The sequence below is a fragment of the Actinomyces sp. 432 genome (genome assembly GCF_009930875.1).
Taxonomy (GTDB): domain Bacteria; phylum Actinomycetota; class Actinomycetes; order Actinomycetales; family Actinomycetaceae; genus Actinomyces.
The window spans coordinates 321,476-338,068 of sequence record NZ_CP025249.1; the positions used below are offsets into that span (position 1 = coordinate 321,476).

At 70.2% G+C, this 16,593-nt stretch carries 11 protein-coding genes and 1 pseudogene; 6 read left to right on the forward strand and 6 right to left on the reverse strand.

The window, feature by feature from the left end; translation table 11 throughout:
- Nucleotides 1-403: 403 nt before the first annotated feature.
- The 6 genes and pseudogenes from CWT12_RS01325 to purM all read left to right on the forward strand — a co-directional run bounded on the left by CWT12_RS01325 (nucleotide 404) and on the right by purM (nucleotide 10,191).
- Complete coding sequence (locus CWT12_RS01325; RefSeq protein ID WP_161923396.1) at nucleotides 404-1,174, forward strand: DeoR/GlpR family DNA-binding transcription regulator; 771 nt, start codon at nucleotides 404-406, stop codon at nucleotides 1,172-1,174.
- Nucleotides 1,171-2,202 carry a 1-phosphofructokinase family hexose kinase gene (locus CWT12_RS01330; RefSeq protein WP_161923397.1) on the forward strand — a complete coding sequence of 344 codons (1,032 nt, stop codon included), beginning with the start codon at nucleotides 1,171-1,173 and terminating at the stop codon, nucleotides 2,200-2,202. The genes CWT12_RS01325 and CWT12_RS01330 overlap by 4 nt, the downstream gene beginning before the upstream one ends.
- Before the next feature lie 131 nt (nucleotides 2,203-2,333).
- Nucleotides 2,334-4,394 (forward strand): PTS fructose transporter subunit IIABC, encoded by a 2,061-nt coding sequence (locus CWT12_RS01335; RefSeq protein WP_161923398.1) that lies wholly within the window; start codon nucleotides 2,334-2,336, stop codon nucleotides 4,392-4,394.
- 393 nt (nucleotides 4,395-4,787) lie between these two features.
- On the forward strand, nucleotides 4,788-7,109 hold the full coding sequence (locus CWT12_RS01340) for a bifunctional metallophosphatase/5'-nucleotidase (RefSeq protein ID WP_161923399.1): 2,322 nt from the start codon (nucleotides 4,788-4,790) through the stop codon (nucleotides 7,107-7,109).
- Between the two features lie 228 nt (nucleotides 7,110-7,337).
- Nucleotides 7,338-9,031 (forward strand): annotated as a pseudogene (gene purF, locus CWT12_RS01345) (amidophosphoribosyltransferase).
- The gene (gene purM / locus CWT12_RS01350) at nucleotides 9,028-10,191 is read left to right on the forward strand and encodes a phosphoribosylformylglycinamidine cyclo-ligase (protein WP_161923400.1); all 1,164 of its coding nucleotides are present in this window, start codon (nucleotides 9,028-9,030) and stop codon (nucleotides 10,189-10,191) included. The pseudogene purF and the gene purM overlap by 4 nt, the downstream one beginning before the upstream one ends.
- A gap of 155 nt (nucleotides 10,192-10,346) precedes the next feature.
- On the opposite strand, the gene CWT12_RS01355 is transcribed toward purM, so the two are convergent.
- The 6 genes from CWT12_RS01355 to CWT12_RS01380 all read right to left on the reverse strand — a co-directional run bounded on the left by CWT12_RS01355 (nucleotide 10,347) and on the right by CWT12_RS01380 (nucleotide 16,534).
- Complete coding sequence (locus CWT12_RS01355; RefSeq protein WP_161923401.1) at nucleotides 10,347-10,562, reverse strand: DUF3073 domain-containing protein; 216 nt, start codon at nucleotides 10,560-10,562, stop codon at nucleotides 10,347-10,349.
- A gap of 223 nt (nucleotides 10,563-10,785) precedes the next feature.
- Nucleotides 10,786-11,196, reverse strand: coding sequence for a hypothetical protein (locus CWT12_RS01360; protein ID WP_161923402.1), 411 nt, complete (start codon nucleotides 11,194-11,196; stop codon nucleotides 10,786-10,788).
- Nucleotides 11,189-11,653 (reverse strand): phage holin family protein, encoded by a 465-nt coding sequence (locus CWT12_RS01365; RefSeq protein WP_337247902.1) that lies wholly within the window; start codon nucleotides 11,651-11,653, stop codon nucleotides 11,189-11,191. The genes CWT12_RS01360 and CWT12_RS01365 overlap by 8 nt, the downstream gene beginning before the upstream one ends.
- Nucleotides 11,654-11,869: 216 nt before the next feature.
- A complete protein-coding gene (locus CWT12_RS01370) occupies nucleotides 11,870-13,606 on the reverse strand; it encodes an ABC transporter ATP-binding protein (protein ID WP_161923403.1) in 1,737 nt (578 codons plus the stop codon).
- The gene (locus CWT12_RS01375) at nucleotides 13,606-15,726 is read right to left on the reverse strand and encodes an ABC transporter transmembrane domain-containing protein (RefSeq protein ID WP_237564240.1); all 2,121 of its coding nucleotides are present in this window, start codon (nucleotides 15,724-15,726) and stop codon (nucleotides 13,606-13,608) included. Before CWT12_RS01375 ends, CWT12_RS01370 begins: the two co-directional genes overlap by 1 nt.
- Before the next feature lie 196 nt (nucleotides 15,727-15,922).
- A complete protein-coding gene (locus tag CWT12_RS01380; RefSeq protein WP_161923404.1) occupies nucleotides 15,923-16,534 on the reverse strand; it encodes an NAD(P)H-dependent oxidoreductase in 612 nt (203 codons plus the stop codon).
- Nucleotides 16,535-16,593: the final 59 nt, after the last annotated feature.

Here is a 16,593-nt window from a genome sequence, read left to right on the forward strand (position 1 = left end):
GGCGCGCGTGAGCGCTTGGCGGTTGTGGGCGGTGGCTGCCGTCACTGCGTGAGCCGGCCAACCGGTGAATGTCGCCGGGATGCGTCGGCGCAAAAGTGTCCATCTCTCGCCACTTTGAGCGTAGGCCGCAGCGGTGTCTGTCCATTTGCCCAGGTCAGCGGGGTATCCGTTGGAGGCTTGCGGCGCGCTGCCGGTGAAAGTGTGGAGAGATGGACACTTCGTCCGCGCTCGGCTCGTGGTGGGCGGTGCGGCACGGCGCGGGACTGCTCTGCGGATTGGCGCCGCGTCGGCGCCATTGCGCCCGAGCGGACATGGTTTACGACGAATTTCAAGAAGACTCTTCCCAAGTGCGTCCGTTCGGGCATATACTCGTGTCCGAACGGACTTCATGGGGGAGGTGCGGATGAACGCCGAGCAGCGCCAGCAGGACATCGTTGACGCCGTCGCGCGCGAGGGCCGCGTTGCTGTTGCCGATCTGGCCGCCCGTTATGGCGTCACGGTTGAGACCATCCGCCGTGACCTGACTGCCTTGGACCGGGCCGGCGCCCTGCGCAAGGTCCACGGCGGCGCAGTTCCCGCCACTGTCCTGGCCCTGCCGGAAACCGCCGTTGCCGAGCGCGAGCTGCTCGGCGCCAGCGCCAAGCAGGCCATCGCCGCTGCCGCTGTCAGTGCCCTGAAGCTCCGACCCGGCACCACCGTGCTGCTCGATGCCGGCACCACCGTGGGTTGTCTCGCCCGCCTCCTGCCTGAGGGAATGGACTTGCGAGTCATTACCGACTCGGTCCTCACAGCCGCCCTCCTGGCCGGCCGCAGCGACCTGAGCGTACGCATGCTCGGCGGCCAGGTGCGTGGTATCACCCAGGCCACCGTCGGACCCGAGGCGCTGGAGACGCTCGCCACCCTGCGAGTAGCCGTCGCCGTGATGGGGACTAACGGCCTGACCGCCGAGCACGGCCTGTCCACCCCGGATCCGGAGGAGGCTGCCGTCAAGCGCGCCATGGTTCGCGCCGCCAGCCGTGTTGTGGTCCTGGCCGACTCCACCAAGATCGCTCAGGAGCACCTGGTCTCCTTCGCCGACCTGGACGACGTTGACCTGCTGGTCACAGACGCCGCCCTCCCCAGCCCACTGGCCGCCCAACTAGCCGACACAGGAACCGAGGTACTGCTCGCATGATCATCACTCTGACCCCCAACCCCTCACTAGACCGCACCGTCTCACTGGCAGGCGCGCTTGTCCGCGGCGGTGTCAACCGCTTGCAGTCGGTCACTACGGAGCCCGGCGGCAAGGGGCTGAACGTGGCCCGCGTGCTGGCCCACTCCGGCCAGGATGTAACAGCCATCCTGCCGGCGCCCGAACGCGACCCGCTGGTGGCGGCCCTTGAGGTGCTGGACGCGCCCGGTCTGACTCCTGTCACCGTGGATGTGGCCGGTGCGGTGCGCGTGAACACCGCGGTCACCGAGCCCGACGGCACCACCACCAAGCTCAACGAGCCCGGGGCCGTGCTGAGCGCGGCGGAGGTAGACGCCGTGGAGCAGGCCCTGCTCGAGGCGGTGTCCGGTCATGCGCAGTCCGGCACCACTCACTCCGACGATGCAGGCACGGGAGGGGCGCATTCCTGGGCGATCCTGTCCGGCTCGCTGCCGCCTGGCGCCCCCACCGACTGGTACGCGCGGCTGGTCGGGCTGTTGCGACAGGCGGCCCCGGGGCTGCGCATCGCGGTCGATACCTCCGACGCGCCCCTGGCCGCGTTGGCGGCAGCTCTGCCGCAAGCGGCACCGGACCTGATCAAGCCCAATGGAGAGGAGCTCGGGCAGCTCGCCGGACTGCCCGCACAGCGCGCCACCGCGCTGGAGCAGGGCGCCCTGGCCGGCGACTACGCCCCCGTGGCGGAGGCGGCGCGTGTACTCGTGGGTCTTGGGGTGGGGGCGGTAATGGCCACCCTTGGCGGGGCCGGCGCCGTCCTGGTCACCGCCGATGGGGCGTGGCGCGCCACCGCCCCCGAGGTCCCCGTTATCTCCACCGTCGGTGCCGGAGACTCCTCCGTAGCCGGATACATCCTCGCCGATGTGCGAGGCGCAGACGCGCCGGAGCGCCTGGCCGCCGCCATGGCCTACGGCTCCGCCGCTGCCGGACTGCCCGGAACCACGCTGCCCGGACCGGATCACCTGCCCGACCAGGCGGCAGTGGTTGCCCCACTGTGACAGGCCCCGAATCGAACCGATAGACCCGCACGCAACTACCAGTCCTGCGTGAGCCGCCGGCTTGCGCATCCGACCCCAACCCGCCCCGCAGCGGCGGAGCGGTACTCTCAGGAGACAGCAAGGAAAACACCATGTCCCAACCCACCAATTCAGCGAACACGCCGCTGATCGTCCCAGAACTCGTCCGCCTGGACGCGCCTGCGGGCGCCGACAAGCAGGCAGTCATCAACTACCTGGCGGATGTCGTAGCGGCCGCCGGCCGCGCCGACACCAACGAGGGGCTCGCCGCCGACGCGCTGGCCCGCGAGGCCACGGCGCCCACCGGCATCCCCGGCGGCATCGCCATCCCGCACTGCCGCAGCCCGCATGTGCTGGCCCCCTCGCTCGGCTTCGCCCGCCTGACCGAGCCCGTTGACTTCGGCGCCGCCGATGGGCAGGGCGCCGACCTCGTGTTCATGATCGCCGCGCCCGCCGGCGCCGACGACTTCCACCTGCAGCTGCTGGCCAAGCTGGCTCGCGGCCTGATGAAGTCGGAGTTCACCGACGCCCTGCGCGCCGCCGCCACCCCCGAGGACGTCGCCCGCCTGGTCACCGAGCAGGTCCAGCCCGAGCTGCTCGACGGCGGCGCCGCGGCCTCCGCGGGCGCGCCGGCCGCGGGGGAGTCGGCCGCACCCGCGGACACGGGCCGCGTGATCGTCGGTGTCTCCTCCTGCCCCACCGGCATCGCCCACACCTTCATGGCCGCCGAGGCGCTCGAGCAGGCCGGCAAGGAACGTGGCGTCACCGTGCGCATCGAGGGCCAGGGCTCAGGCAAGATCGACTGGCTCGACGCCGAGCTCATCCAGGCTGCCGACGCCGTGATCTTCGCCCACGACCTGCCGGTGAAGGGACTGGAGCGCTTCGCCGGCAAGCCCGTCATCGACGTCGGCGTGAAGGCCGCCGTCAATGACGCCGGCTCGCTGGTGGACCAGGCCCTGGCCGCCATTGACGACCCGGGCGCCAAGCGCGTGACCGCTGCCGCGGGGGGCGAGTCCGAGAGCGAGGAGGAGCACGTCCACTGGGCGCGCCGCCTGCAGCGCTCGGTGATGACCGGCGTGTCCTACATGATCCCCTTCGTGGCCGCGGGCGGTCTGCTCACCGCCCTGGGCTTCCTCTTCGGCGGCTACGACATCACGAACAACGCCGCCAACATCGTCACCGACTCCAGCCTGTGGAACCTGCCCGACCTGGCCAACCCGGACCTGGCCGCCCCCAACGCACTGGGCGGCTCGCCGCTGATGGCCTACATCGGTGCAGTCTTCTTCATGCTCGGCTCCACCGCCATGAACTTCCTGGTACCGGCCCTGGCCGGGTACACGGCCTTCGGCCTGGCCGGACGCCCCGGTATCGCCCCCGGCTTCGCCATGGGTGCGCTGTCGGTGGCCATCGGCGCCGGCTTCATCGGCGGTCTGATCGGCGGCCTGCTCGCCGGCTACATGGCGGCCTGGCTGGCGGGGCTGGACGTGCCCCGCTGGCTGCGCAGCCTGATGCCGGTGGTGATCATCCCGCTGTGCACCACCCTGGTGGTCGGCTCCCTGATGTACATGGTGCTCGGCAACCCGCTGGCCGCGCTGATGAACTGGCTCAGCAACTCGCTGACCTCTATGGCCGGCTCCGGCTCGGCCGTCCTCCTGGGCGTGATCCTCGGCCTGATGATGTGCTTCGACCTGGGTGGCCCGGTCAACAAGGCCGCCTACCTGTTCGCCACGGCCGGCCTGTCGGCGGCCACTGCCGCCTCCTACGAGATCATGGCCGCCGTGATGGCCGCGGGTATGGTCCCGCCGCTGGCTCTGGCCCTGGCCACTACGGTGCGTCCGGGTCTGTTCACCGACGTCGAGCGGGACAATGGGCGGGCCGCCTGGCTGCTCGGGGCGTCCTTCATCTCCGAGGGCGCCATCCCCTTCGCCGCCGCGGACCCGCTGCGCATCATCCCGCCGTCGATGCTGGGCGGCGCCGTCACCGGCGCCCTGTCCATGGCGCTGCACGTGGGCTCGCGCGCCCCGCACGGCGGCATCTTCGTGTTCTTCGCGATCGATAACCTGCTCGGGTTCTTCATCTCGATCATCGCGGGAACGGTTGTCACCGCCATCGGTGTGCTCATCCTCAAGCAGGCGCGGGCCCGCAAGCTCGTGGCGGAAGCCGCCGCCGCCTGATCCCCGCCCACCACCGAGATCGGTTGCTATAACCACCGAGATCGGTAGAAGTTACGTGCCGAGGTCGGTCGATATGGCCGGCCTCGGCACGTTGCTGGGGGTATCGGCGCTAGCGCGGCGCCGACGGCGCAGGACTCTTTGCTACGGATTCGGCGGGTAGCGGCAGGGTTCCGCCTGGAGCTGCCAACGCTCAGGGAAGAGTGCGTCCCACACCTCGGCGCCCGCCGGGATCCGCCCGCTAGACGGCGGCCTTCGCCAGGCGCTCGCCACTTCCTCAAGCCGGGCATTCGCACCTCCCGGACGGTCTCGAAGCATGGCTGCCGGCCCCGCGACGGTGTGAAGTGCCCTACACTTGGCGGGTCTTCCGTCCCCACTAACCTCCCGAGACTGGTCATGCCACACCTATACCGTCGCCTCGCCGCCTTCGCCGCGGCCCTGGCCCTAACCCTCGTCACCCCGGCACTCGTTACCCCGGCCGCTGCCGCGGATCCCGCAGACGCAACCACCACGCTCAATATCCTCGGCATCACCGACCTGCACGGCCACATCGAGACCACGAGCGATGAGCCCGGCGCGGTCACCCTGGCCTGCGAGGTAGCCGCCGCCCGCGCCCGCAACCCCAGTACGCTCTTCGTCTCCAACGGGGACAACGTTGGCGGCAGCGCCTACATCTCCTCGATCCTTGACGACCAGCCCACCATCGACGTCCTCAATGCCATCGGCCTGGATGTCACCAGCGCCGGCAACCACGAGTTCGACAAGGGCATCACTGACCTCGCCGACCGCCTCCTACCCGCCTTCAACGCCCCGATCCTATCCGCGAACGTCACCGGCAACGCCGCCCTGGCCGCCGAGGGCTCCGGCAACGGCACCTGGATCACCGAGGTCGACGGCGTCAGGGTCGGCTTCGTCGGTGTCGTCACAGAGGAGCTGCCCAGTCTGGTGTCCAAGTCCGCGCTTGAGGGCCTCACGGTGTCCGATGCGACCGCCACGGCCAACACGCGCGCCACCGCACTGAAGGACGGCGACGCCGCCAACGGGGAGGCCGACGTGGTCGTGGTCCTGGCCCACGAGGACGCCGCCATCTACGGCAACCAGTTCAACGGCGCCGTCGACGCCGTCGTCGCCGGCCACACCCACGTGCCCTTCGCCGAGGTTGTGAAGTCGACTGACGGCACGGACATCGCCGTCGTCCAGCCCGACCACTACGGCCTCAAGCTCGGCGAGATCTCCCTGACGGTGACCACATCCGCCGACGGCACGAAGGCCGTCACCGCCGCCACCGCCCGCAACCTCGACCTGGCGGAGTCCGACTGCACCACCGACGCCTACGGCGTGGCCGGGATCGTCGCGCAGGCGAAGACGGACTCCGAGGCCGCGGGCAACGAGGTCATCACCACCCTGGGGTCGAGCTTCCTCCGCGGCACCGACACCGGCACGGACTACGGGGCCAACCGCTCCACCGAGTCCACCGCCTCCAACCTCATTGCCACATCCTTCGCCTCCTGGCTGTCCACGGACATCCAGCCGGACGCCGACTACTCGATCGGGCTGATGAACCCCGGCGGTGTGCGCGCCGACTACCTTGCGGGTGAACTCACCTCGGGCCAGGCCTACACGGTGCAGCCCTTCGGCAACGAGATGGCCTACGCCACCTACACGGGCGCGCAGGTAAAGCAGGTGCTCGCCGAGCAGTTCCAACCGACGACCACGCGTGCAGCACTCATGCTCGGAACCTCTGACAACGTGGCGGTCTACCTCGACCAGGACGCCGCCGACCAGCTCGAGGACTACTTCACGCAGATCTCCACCGCTTCCGAGGAGGAGCGGGGTGCGCTCAGTGCGGGCCTCGCAGGTGCCATCGCCGATGCGCGCTCGCGGGTCATCGACGCCGTCTACATCGACGGCGAGCTGCTCGACGACGCAGCGAGCGTCGCCGTCGCCTCCAACACCTTCCTCCTCGCGGGCGGCGACAACTTCACCACCCTGGGTGAGAAGACGATGATCAACACCGGCATCCTCGACCGCACGGTCACCTCCGAGTACCTGATGCGGATCAACCCGGCCACCGCCTCCTACCGCAAGCACCAGGTCGGCTCCTCCATCGCTATCGACGGCGAAGCGGTGACGGCCCGCTTCACCGGGCTCAGCTACTCGGCAACCGCCGAGCAGGGCAGGGGCGATGCCGCCGTCTCCGTCGCCGCCACCGTCACCATGGCCGACGGCAGCGCCCGGACAATCGCCACGAGCGATGTCGACCAGACGGTCACGCCGGGCCTGCCCGAAACCGGCCAGGCCACGCTGACCTTCACGCTCCCCGACGGCGCCGCCACCCAGGCGTGCACGGTAGACGGCGTGAGCGCGACGTGCGCGGTTGTCTCCTTCTCCGTTACGGGCGCCGACGGCTCCAGCGAGACGCTTGCCGTCGCCGCCGAGGTCGTGCTCTCGGGCTCTCCGGAGCCGACGGCGACGCCGAGCCCGGCGGTGGCGCCCAGCGCGGCGGCCACGGTGGGCGAGTCGGCCGGCGCCCCGGCAGGGCCGACCCCCGTGGCGTCGGCGGTGGGAACCACGCGAGCGGCTCCGGGCTCAGCTACTGGGAGCGGCACGCGTGGGGCGCTGGCCCGTACCGGCGTGCCGCTCGCCCTGGGTGCGCTCGCCCTCGGTCTTATGGGCGGTGGCGCCCTGCTGACCTCCCGCCGCCGAGGTCGGGAGTAGTTACGTGCCGAGGTCGGTAGATATGGCCGGCCTCGACGCGTTGGTGCCAGTCTCGGCGCGTAACAAGTGCCGGTTTCGGCGCGTAACAAGTGCCGGTTTCGGTGAGGGGCGCAGGCCGTGTGACAGAATGCGGGCGTGAGCTTTGGTGACCCCGGCCGGACCACCCCGCACTCCGGTGAAGCGCTCGCCCGCCGACGCCCCGATCCGCCGCTCGCCTCCGGGGAGGAGGTGAACGAGGAGTGCGGCGTCTTCGGTGTGTGGGCTCCGGGCGAGGACGCATCCCGCCTGACCTACTTCGGCCTGTATGCCCTCCAGCACCGCGGCCAGGAGGCCGCCGGCATCGCGTCCACCGACGGCAGCAACATCCTGGTATACAAGGACCTCGGCCTCGTGTCCCAAGTGTTCGACGACGGCGCCCTGTCCAGTCTCACCGGCCATCTCGCCGTCGGGCACGTCCGCTACGCCACCCAGGGCGCGGGCACCTGGGAGAACGCCCAGCCGATGCTGGGGCCGGTGGCAGGCTCCACGCTGGCACTGACTCACAACGGCAATCTCACCAACACCCGCGAGCTCATGGAGGCGGTGCACCGCACCAGCGGGGAGGACCTCACCGGCGAACTCGGCCGCGGCTCCTCCACGGACACCGCCGTCATCGCCGCCCTGATGGAGCTGGTATCCCAGCGCGGGCACCTGGATGCCTGGGACTATGACGCCGTCGACGCCGACTCCTCCCTGTACCTCCCGGTGGCCGACGCCGACGCCGCCCCGCCGCTGAGCATCTCGGCCACGGCCCGGCGCGTGCTGCCGCTGTTGCGGGGAGCGTTCTCCCTGGTGTTCATGGACGAGCACACCCTGTACGCCGCCCGGGACCCGTACGGCGTGCGTCCCCTTGTACTCGGTCGCCTGCAGCGCGGCTGGGTGGTCGCCTCCGAGAGCGCCGCCCTGGACATCGTCGGGGCCACGTTCGTCAGGGAGATTGAGCCCGGGGAGCTGATCGAGATCGACGCCGACGGCGTGCGCTCCTCCCGCTTCGCCACCCCCCGCCGGGCCGGCTGCGTATTCGAGTACGTCTACCTGGCCCGCCCGGATACGCGCATCGCCGGCACTTCGGTGATCGCCGCCCGCAACGCCATGGGGGCGGCCCTGGCCCGCGAGCACCCGGTCGACGCCGACCTGGTGATCGCCACCCCGAGTCCGGTACTCCGGCCGCCATCGGCTACGCCCAGGCCTCCGGCATCCCCTACGGGCAGGGCCTGGTGAAGAACACCTACGTCGGCCGCACCTTCATCCAGCCCACCCAGACCCTGCGCCAGCTTGGTATTCGTCTGAAGCTCAACCCGGTGCGGGAGGTCATCGCCGGCAAGCGCCTGGTGGTAGTCGATGACTCGATCGTGCGCGGCAACACCCAGCGCGCCCTGGTGCGCATGCTGCGGGAGGCCGGCGCCGCGCAGGTGCATGTGCGCATCTCCTCCCCGCCGGTGCTGTGGCCGTGCTACTACGGCATCGACTTCGCCACCCGCGCCGAGCTGATCGCCACGGGTATGAGTGTGGAGGAGATCCGTGACTCCATCGGCGCCGATTCCCTCGGCTACCTCTCCGTGGATGGCATGGTCGCCGCCTCGGGGCAGGACGCCGCGTCCCTGTGCACCGCATGCTTCACCGGTGACTACCCGATCGCTCCGCCTGTGCAGGGAGCTGCTGCCGGCGCCCCGGCGGCTACGCGCGTCCCCGGCGTCTACCGGCGCCGCAATGGTGCAGGAACCGGAGCCCCCGTTTTGCGACGGGTGACGCGCCCGGACCTGAGCGCCGGCAGTCCCCACCGGAACCCGGCCGACGCCGCGGCTGCCTCACCCGCGGCCGCAAGTTCTCCGCCGCATGCTGCTGCACTCACCGACCCCGCACCGGAAGGACCCGCCCGATGAGTCAGAGCACACCCCCCGCCGACGCCTCCGCCGCCCCGATCACTTACGCCGCTGCCGGCGTAGACACGGCGGCGGGAGACCGGGCGGTGGAGCTGATGAAGGCCTCGGTTGCCGCCACCATGACCCCCGCCGTAGTCGGAGGAGTGGGCGGTTTCGCCGGGATGATCGATGTCTCGGAACTGCGTGCCTTCCGCCGCCCGCTGCTGGCGACCTCCACCGACGGCGTGGGCACCAAGATCGCTATCGCGCAGGCGCTCGACGTGCACGACACCATCGGGCAGGACCTGGTGGGCATGGTCATTGACGACATTGTGGTGGTCGGTGCCCGCCCCCTGCTCATGACCGACTACATTGCCTGCGGCAAGGTCGTTCCGCAGCGCATTGCAGACATCGTGCGCGGCGTCGCGCAGGCCTGCGCCGCCGTCGGTACGCCGCTTCTGGGCGGGGAGACCGCCGAGCACCCCGGGCTGATGGGGGCGGACGACTACGACGTCGCCGGTGCGGCCACCGGCGTGGTTGAGGCCGACCGGGCCCTTGGCGCGCAGCGGGTGCGTCCCGGGGACGTGCTTGTGGCCCTGGCTGCCTCCGGCCTGCACTCCAATGGCTACTCGCTGGTGCGACGCGTGGTTGACCAGGCGGGCTGGTCCCTGGAGCGTGAGGTGCCCGAGTTCGGCCGCACGCTTGGTGAGGAGCTGCTGGAGCCGACCCGGCTGTACACGCGCATGCTGCTTGACCTGATTGAGCAGGTGGACCCCGCCGACGCCGACCCCGCCGCTCTGCGCATTCGCGCCCTGGCGCACGTCACCGGCGGCGGCCTGGGGGCGAATCTGGCTCGTGTGCTGCCCGCCGGGACGGTGGCCGACGTCGATCGCGGCACCTGGGTGGTGCCCGCGGTGTTCGACGTCGTGCGCCGACTAGGCGCGGTCCCGTGGGACGACCTCGAGAGCACCCTCAACCTGGGGGTCGGCATGGTCGCCGTGGTGGCCGCCGACGCCGTTGGGGATGTTCTGCGCGGGGCCGAGGCTGCAGGCATGCCCGCCTGGGTGCTGGGCGGCGTCAGTGACGCCGCCGACTACGCGCCGCGGGGCCGACTGGTTTCCGGCACCAAGGGCGTTGACGGCGGCAGCGTTGACCTGCACGGGAGCTACCGGGTCGCCTGAGCGGCATCCGAGCGCACCGGAGAGCGTAGGCGCAGGGCGGGGCGGGTGTAACTGCCTCACCGCCGGGCAAGGACGACCACCGGTGCAGCCGCGCCGACGTGCCGCAGATGTACCCGGCGTCGACGACGCCCCGGGCTCACGGAGTGAAGCCCGGGTCAGGCGTCCTCGGCCTCGTCGTCCCAGTCGTCGTTGACGCCGTATTTGGCGGCCAGCTCCTCGTACATGTCCTCGTCGGTTTGAGTGTCGGGGGATGCCGCGGAAGACGCCGTGGCGAGCTCGCGTTCGAGCGCCGCGTAGTCCGTCTCCGGGCTGAAGTACTTGAGCTTGCGGGCGACCTTGGTCGCCTTGGCCTTCTGACGGCCACGCCCCATAGGCTCGACCCCCTCCAACGTGTCTCTGGGCGCGCCAAGGGCGCGCATCAATTGGGCAAATGTGTCGTGGGGCAACCGTACAACGTTGCCGCGCCGGAACACCATTCCGGTGGCAGCACGTCGGGCGTGGTAAGGCCCACGGATGAAGCCACCGATGACGCGGCACGGGGCAGGACGCCGGTCGCGGGCGGCGTCGTGCAGCGAGCCGTTGCCCCGGGACCGGCTAGCGCCGCAGCGCCTTGACCAGGGCGAAGGCGCTCAGGCCCGCCAGCGCTGCGGCCGCGCCGGTAACAATTGCCAGCGCCTGCGGATCGCCGTCGCGGGCATCGGCGAACAGCCTTTGCGCCCGATCAAGCAGTGACGCGCTGTCAGCCTTGGGCGTACTGGCGAGCGGCAGGGGTGCTTCTTGCCCGCGGGCACGCGCCTTGAGATCGGCGGCGGCCGACTGGGCGCGGTCGCGCAGGTCCGTCATCGTGGCTGCGGCGGTGGTGCGCGCCACGGTCTTGAGGGTGCCGGGAGCCAGCCGGAGAGCGAGCTCCTCGACGTCCTCCACCACCGAGGCGCGCAAGGCTACGAGGCGGGCCTCAATCTCCTCCGGCGTGGGGTCCGCGAGGGATGGTTTCTTCTCACTCACTGCTGGTTGCCCTTCTCGAAGCCGGCGGACGCGGCGGACTTGACGGAGTTGAGGTCGCGCTCGAGGGCCCCCTTAGGATCGGGATGTCTGCCCTGGCGGCCTGGAGGCGCTTGGCGCCGATTAGTGCGGCGATGGCGGCCACGATCAGCAGCACGGCTGCAACGATGAGCTTGGCCGCCCATAGCGGCAGAGCCAGGGCGAGGAGCTCGACGAAGGTACTCAGCAGGAAGCCGACCCCGTACATGGCGATGACTCCGCCGACGGCCAGCAGCGCACCGCCCACCCCCATGGTGGTGGCCATGCGCTTGCCCTTGGCCTTGGCCAGGTCGATCTCCCCGTGCACCAGCGCGGAGATGTTCTCCGAGATCCGGTTGACTAGCTCGCTGAGCGTCGGCGTTGCCGCTGCAGAGTCTTGCCGTGGCGGTGCCGACGGGGGCTGGTTGGGCTGCTGGCTCATGGAACCGACCTTCTTGTGCCTGGCGGATGTAACGGCGCGGGGCGGCGGACCCGCCGTTCCCGTTGCTCGGAACAGAATCTCACATGCCAGGCCTGAGCGGCACCTGACTGGCCCCGTCTAGGTGGCTGATTCACTCGTGGGGCGCTGGCGCAGCCCAGCACTGACACCAAGGTGAGGGGACGGCCTGACGCAATCATTGCCGCCCGTTTGACGGGCCTACTCTTGGCTCCAGGCCTCCCACAGGCTCGCATACTCTCCGCCGAGGGCGACCAACTCGTCATGCGTACCCAGCTCCACGATGCGACCCTCCAGCATCACCGCGACCCGATCCGCGTCCTGAGCCGTGTACAGGCGGTGCGCCACCTCGATCACCGTGCGCCCGGCCAGCGCCGTCGACAGTGTCCTCTCCAGGGTCCGAGCCGCGTGCGGGTCGAGCAACGACGTCGCCTCATCCAGGATCAGCGTGTGCGGATCCAGCAGCACCAGTCGTGCCAGCGCCACCTCCTGCGCTTGCGCCGGCGTAAGCGTCAAGTTCCCCGAACCGACCAGCGTGTGCATGCCGTCGGGCAGCTCATCCACCCACTTGCGCGCACCGATAGCGGCGATCGCGTTGGCGATGGTCACGTCGTCGGCCTCCGGGCGGCCCAGGCGCACGTTGTCGGCGATCGTCCCGGCGAACACGTGCTGCTCCTGCGTGACCAGTGCCACGTGCCTACGCAGCTCCGTTTCGGGCAGATCCGTCAGTGGTACGCCACCCACCGTCACGGAACCGGATGTGGGTGGGTTGATGCCGGCCAGCATGCGCCCCAGCGTCGACTTGCCCGACCCGGACGGGCCGACGACGGCGAGCCGCTCACCAGGCACCAGGTCCAGGTCGATCCCGTGGAGCACCTCCAGCCCCTCCCGGTAGGCGAAGCGGACGTCACGTAGACGCATGTGCGTGTCGGCAGGGACGGCCCCGGTGGGGGTGCGGTCGTCCGGCACCTCCTCCACGCCCAGGATGCGCGTGAGCGAGGCCTGGGACACCTGCACCTGGTCAATCCAGTACATCAGCTGGCCAATCGGCTTGCGCAGCTCCATGGCGTACAAGGTCACCGTGGTGATAGCACCTAGGCTCACCCACCCGCGAGACGCCAGAAAACCTCCCCACAGCAGAATCACCACCACCGGGGCCCGCCAGGCCACATCCAGCACCAGGTACAGGCGCACCCGCAGCCAGGCAGTGAACTTCTCCAGGCTCCAGGCCTCCGCGACTGACGCGGCGATGACCTCCTCCCGCCGACGCCCTATCCCCAGCGCGTCAACCGTGAACACATGGTCCACCGTCTCCGAGACGACGCCATTCACCCGCGCATCGGCGGCTGAGCCGGCACGGTAGGCGGGCACCGAGATCGGCAGGTACCAGCGCATCATCGTCCACACCGGCGGGCCCACCACCAGCAGCCCCGCCGCCAGCAGTGGGTTGGACACCGCCGCCGCGGCGATAGTGAAGACAATCGTCACCGTGCACACCATGATCTGGGGCACGCCCACCCGCACCAGGAACTCGATGCGGGAAACGTCATTAGTGGTGCGACCCACCAGGTCGCCGGTGCCCGCGGACTCGACGGCTGACAGCGGCAGGTGCACCACCCGGTTCATCATGCGCTCGCGCAGGTCCGCGAACACGGACTCCCCGAGAGTGCGCGCACGCATCTGCGCAAAGCGGTTGATCATCGCCCCGACGAGCGTGACCAGCACGATCACCAGGACGATCTTGTCCACATAATCGACCGTGGCGGTACCCGCAGACACGCGGGTCACCAGCCGACCCAGCAGCTGCGGGGCCACCAGGGTGGCCAGCACTGCGGCTATCTGCAGCACCAGCACCCACACGAATCGCATGCGGTAGGCGGCCATGATGCCGAAGGTCTTGCGCATGGCCACCTTGCCGGGGGCTACGGGCAGTGCCATCAGGGCTTCACCTCCTCGGTGGGGACGACGGCGTCCTGCTGGAACTGCGCCGTGCCCGCCCCGTGCCGAGACTGCGCCGTGCCCGCCCCGTGCCGAGACTGCGCCGTGCCCGCCCCGTGCCGAGACTGCGCCGTGCCCGCCCCGTGCCGAGACTGCGCCGTGCCCGCCCCGTGCCGAGACTGCGCCGTGCCCGCCCCGTGCCGAGACTGCGCCGTGCCCGCGTCCTGTCCTATCGCGCGGGCTACGACTCCCCGGTAGGCAACAGCGTCCGGATCGCCGGCGCGCGCACGGGTGAGCAGCTCCCGGTGCGGGGCGCGTAGGCGCTCGCGGCCGGTGTGATCGAGGAAGACGACCTCGTCGCAGGCCTCTAGAACCAAGGGCGAGGCGGTTGTGATGACTGTGGTGCTGCCGGACCGGGCGTCGCGCAGGCGACGTGCCACGCGGGCCTCCGTATGCGAGTCCAGCGCACTGGTCGGCTCAACCAGCACCAGTGTGGGCGCCTGCGTAAGCAGTGCCCGAGCCAGGGCGACGCGCTGGCGCTGACCACCGGACAATGACCTGCCGCGCTCGGTGATCATGCCCGCCAGGCCCAGGTCCAGCGAGGACAGGACGTCGTGGGCGTCAGCCACCTCCAAGGCGGCGAGCAGCCGCTCATCGCCGTCCACATGCGTCACCGCTGCGTGCACGTTCTGGTCTACGTCTGCCACCCCAACCCGATCGCGCTCCGCAGCCACCAGGGCAGCAACATCTACCGGCACGGGGGAGGCGGCTCCGCGCGCGTCCAAAGCCTCACGCAGGGTCCCGGTGAACAGTTGCGCCGTGGCCCCGGAGACCACGACGGAGGCGCGCACCTGCGCCAGGGGAAGTTCCGTCAGCGGGCGGCCGGCGAGCGTGACGGCCGGAGCGGCGTCGTCGAAGCGGCCCAGGCGAACGGCCAGCTCGGCGGATACGTCCGGATCCGCCGCCACGAGCGCGGTCATGCGCCCCGCGGCCACGCGCACGCCGGAGCCGGAGTCCAACAGGTCGCCGGCGATCCGCTCCGGGCGGGCCGGATCGAGGACCAGCCGCTCCTCAACCGTGCCGGCCTCGGGCCTGACCGCAAGCAGGCGGGCCAGGCGCCGCACCCCCACCAGGGCGCGCGTGTAGTCCTGCACCGAGTAGGAGAAGACCATCAGGGGCCAGGACAGGTAGGCGGTATAACCGTAGAAGGTCACCAGCTCGCCGGCGGTGATCGCCCCCGTGATCGCCATCCGGGCTGCCGCCCAGACGACGACGGCGACGAACAGCCCTGGCAGCAGCACCTGCAGGCTCATTAGCACCGACTGGGTTCCGGCCACGGCCACGCCGCGGCGCCGCAACTCCTGCGAGGCCTCCTGGTAGCGACGCGCGAACACGTCCTCCCCGCCGATCCCGCGCAGAATCCGCAGCCCGGCAACAGTGTCGGTGGTGATAGTGGTAAGCGCCGACTGGGCCTCGCGCTGCACCGACTGGCGCTGCTGCAGCGGCCGGATGACGGGAGTAACCGCCCATGCCACCAGCGGCATCCCCACCAGCACGATCACACCCAGCCGCACCGACGTGCTCAGCATCACTGCGGCGACCACCAGGAAGGCGCAGGCCGATCCGATCAGCTCCGGAAGCCGCTCGGCAAAATTACCGATGTACTGCGCATCCGAGGCGACAATCGAGGCGACCTCCCCGGAAGACACCTGTCGGGTCAGGCCGGCGCCGGTGGTGGACACCTGGCGGCCGACCAGGCGGCCGATGTCGAAGTTGATCCGCATCCACGCGTGGATGCGGAAGTAAGACAGCATCGTGTCACCCACGGCGTACACGATGAACAGCCCCAGCAGCGTGAGCGCAATCGCCCAGACCCTGGGGTTCAGGCCATGCTCAATGCCGGCGTCCAAGGCGGCACCCAGGAATGAGGGCACAATCGCCTGAATGATGCTGGAGATGATCGCCGCCAAGGTGGCGACGGTCAGCGGCGCGGCGGCGCGCCGTAGCAGCCAGCGCAATAGCCGCCCCGGAGTAATGCCGGAGGGGGGCTGGGGGAGCGGGGCATTCGGTTGCGGCAGGAGCCGCCGGGCGGCGGCGCGGAAGGAACGGGATTGAGGCATCGTGGCATGAGGTTAGCCGCCCACTGGCTCCCGGGCGCAGTAGCCCCATGTGGGAAGAGACGCCTCCCAATGGGGAATAGGCGAAAACGGCACCTGAAATGCCGACCCACCGCCCCGGCGCCGCCAGGCGGCGCCGGGCATGAGACGGGCGGGATGCCCGCCTCCGGTGGAGGCTCTGGCGGTGCTGCGGAAGGTGCTACTGGTAAGTGTCCAGCACGCGCAGCTTGCGTGAAGTCACATAGCGGGCGTAGGCCTTGGCGCGTGCCTCCAGGTCCGCGGTGTGCATCGTCGTCGCCCCCGGGGTGACGAAGGGCTCGAGGTACTCGGTGCCAATGATCACGCTGGTGGCCTGGAAGGGGCGCAGCACGTCGTTCATGGTGTAGCCGGAGGAGGCGGCGTCACGGTCGCGGCGGCGCCGCCGGAACAGCACATCGGTGACCGAGCGGCGGGTGTCGAAGCGCCGATAGTGGGCCGCCACCGCACCGGCGGACACGGCCAGAAGCAGCTCCTTGCCCTGCAGGGCGTCCCCGTTGGTGCCGTAGGCCCAGCCCCACGTCAGGACGTCGTCCTCCCACTTCTTCAGCAAAGGCGGACTGGAGTACCACTGAATCGGGAACTGCAGCACGATTCGATCCGTGCGCTCCAGCAAGTCCTGCTCGGCCTCGACATCGAAGTTGAAGTCGGGGTACAGCGCGTACATGTCTCGGATCTCGACTCCCTCCAGGCCCTCCGCCGCCTGCGCCAGGCGCAGGTTGATGGTGGACTGGCTGAGATCGGGGTGGAAGATGAAGATGGTTGTCTTCGCCATGGCATTCCTCAACAGGTGCGGGCGGGGCCTTTGCTGCCCGGGGCTGGATGCGGCGGGAG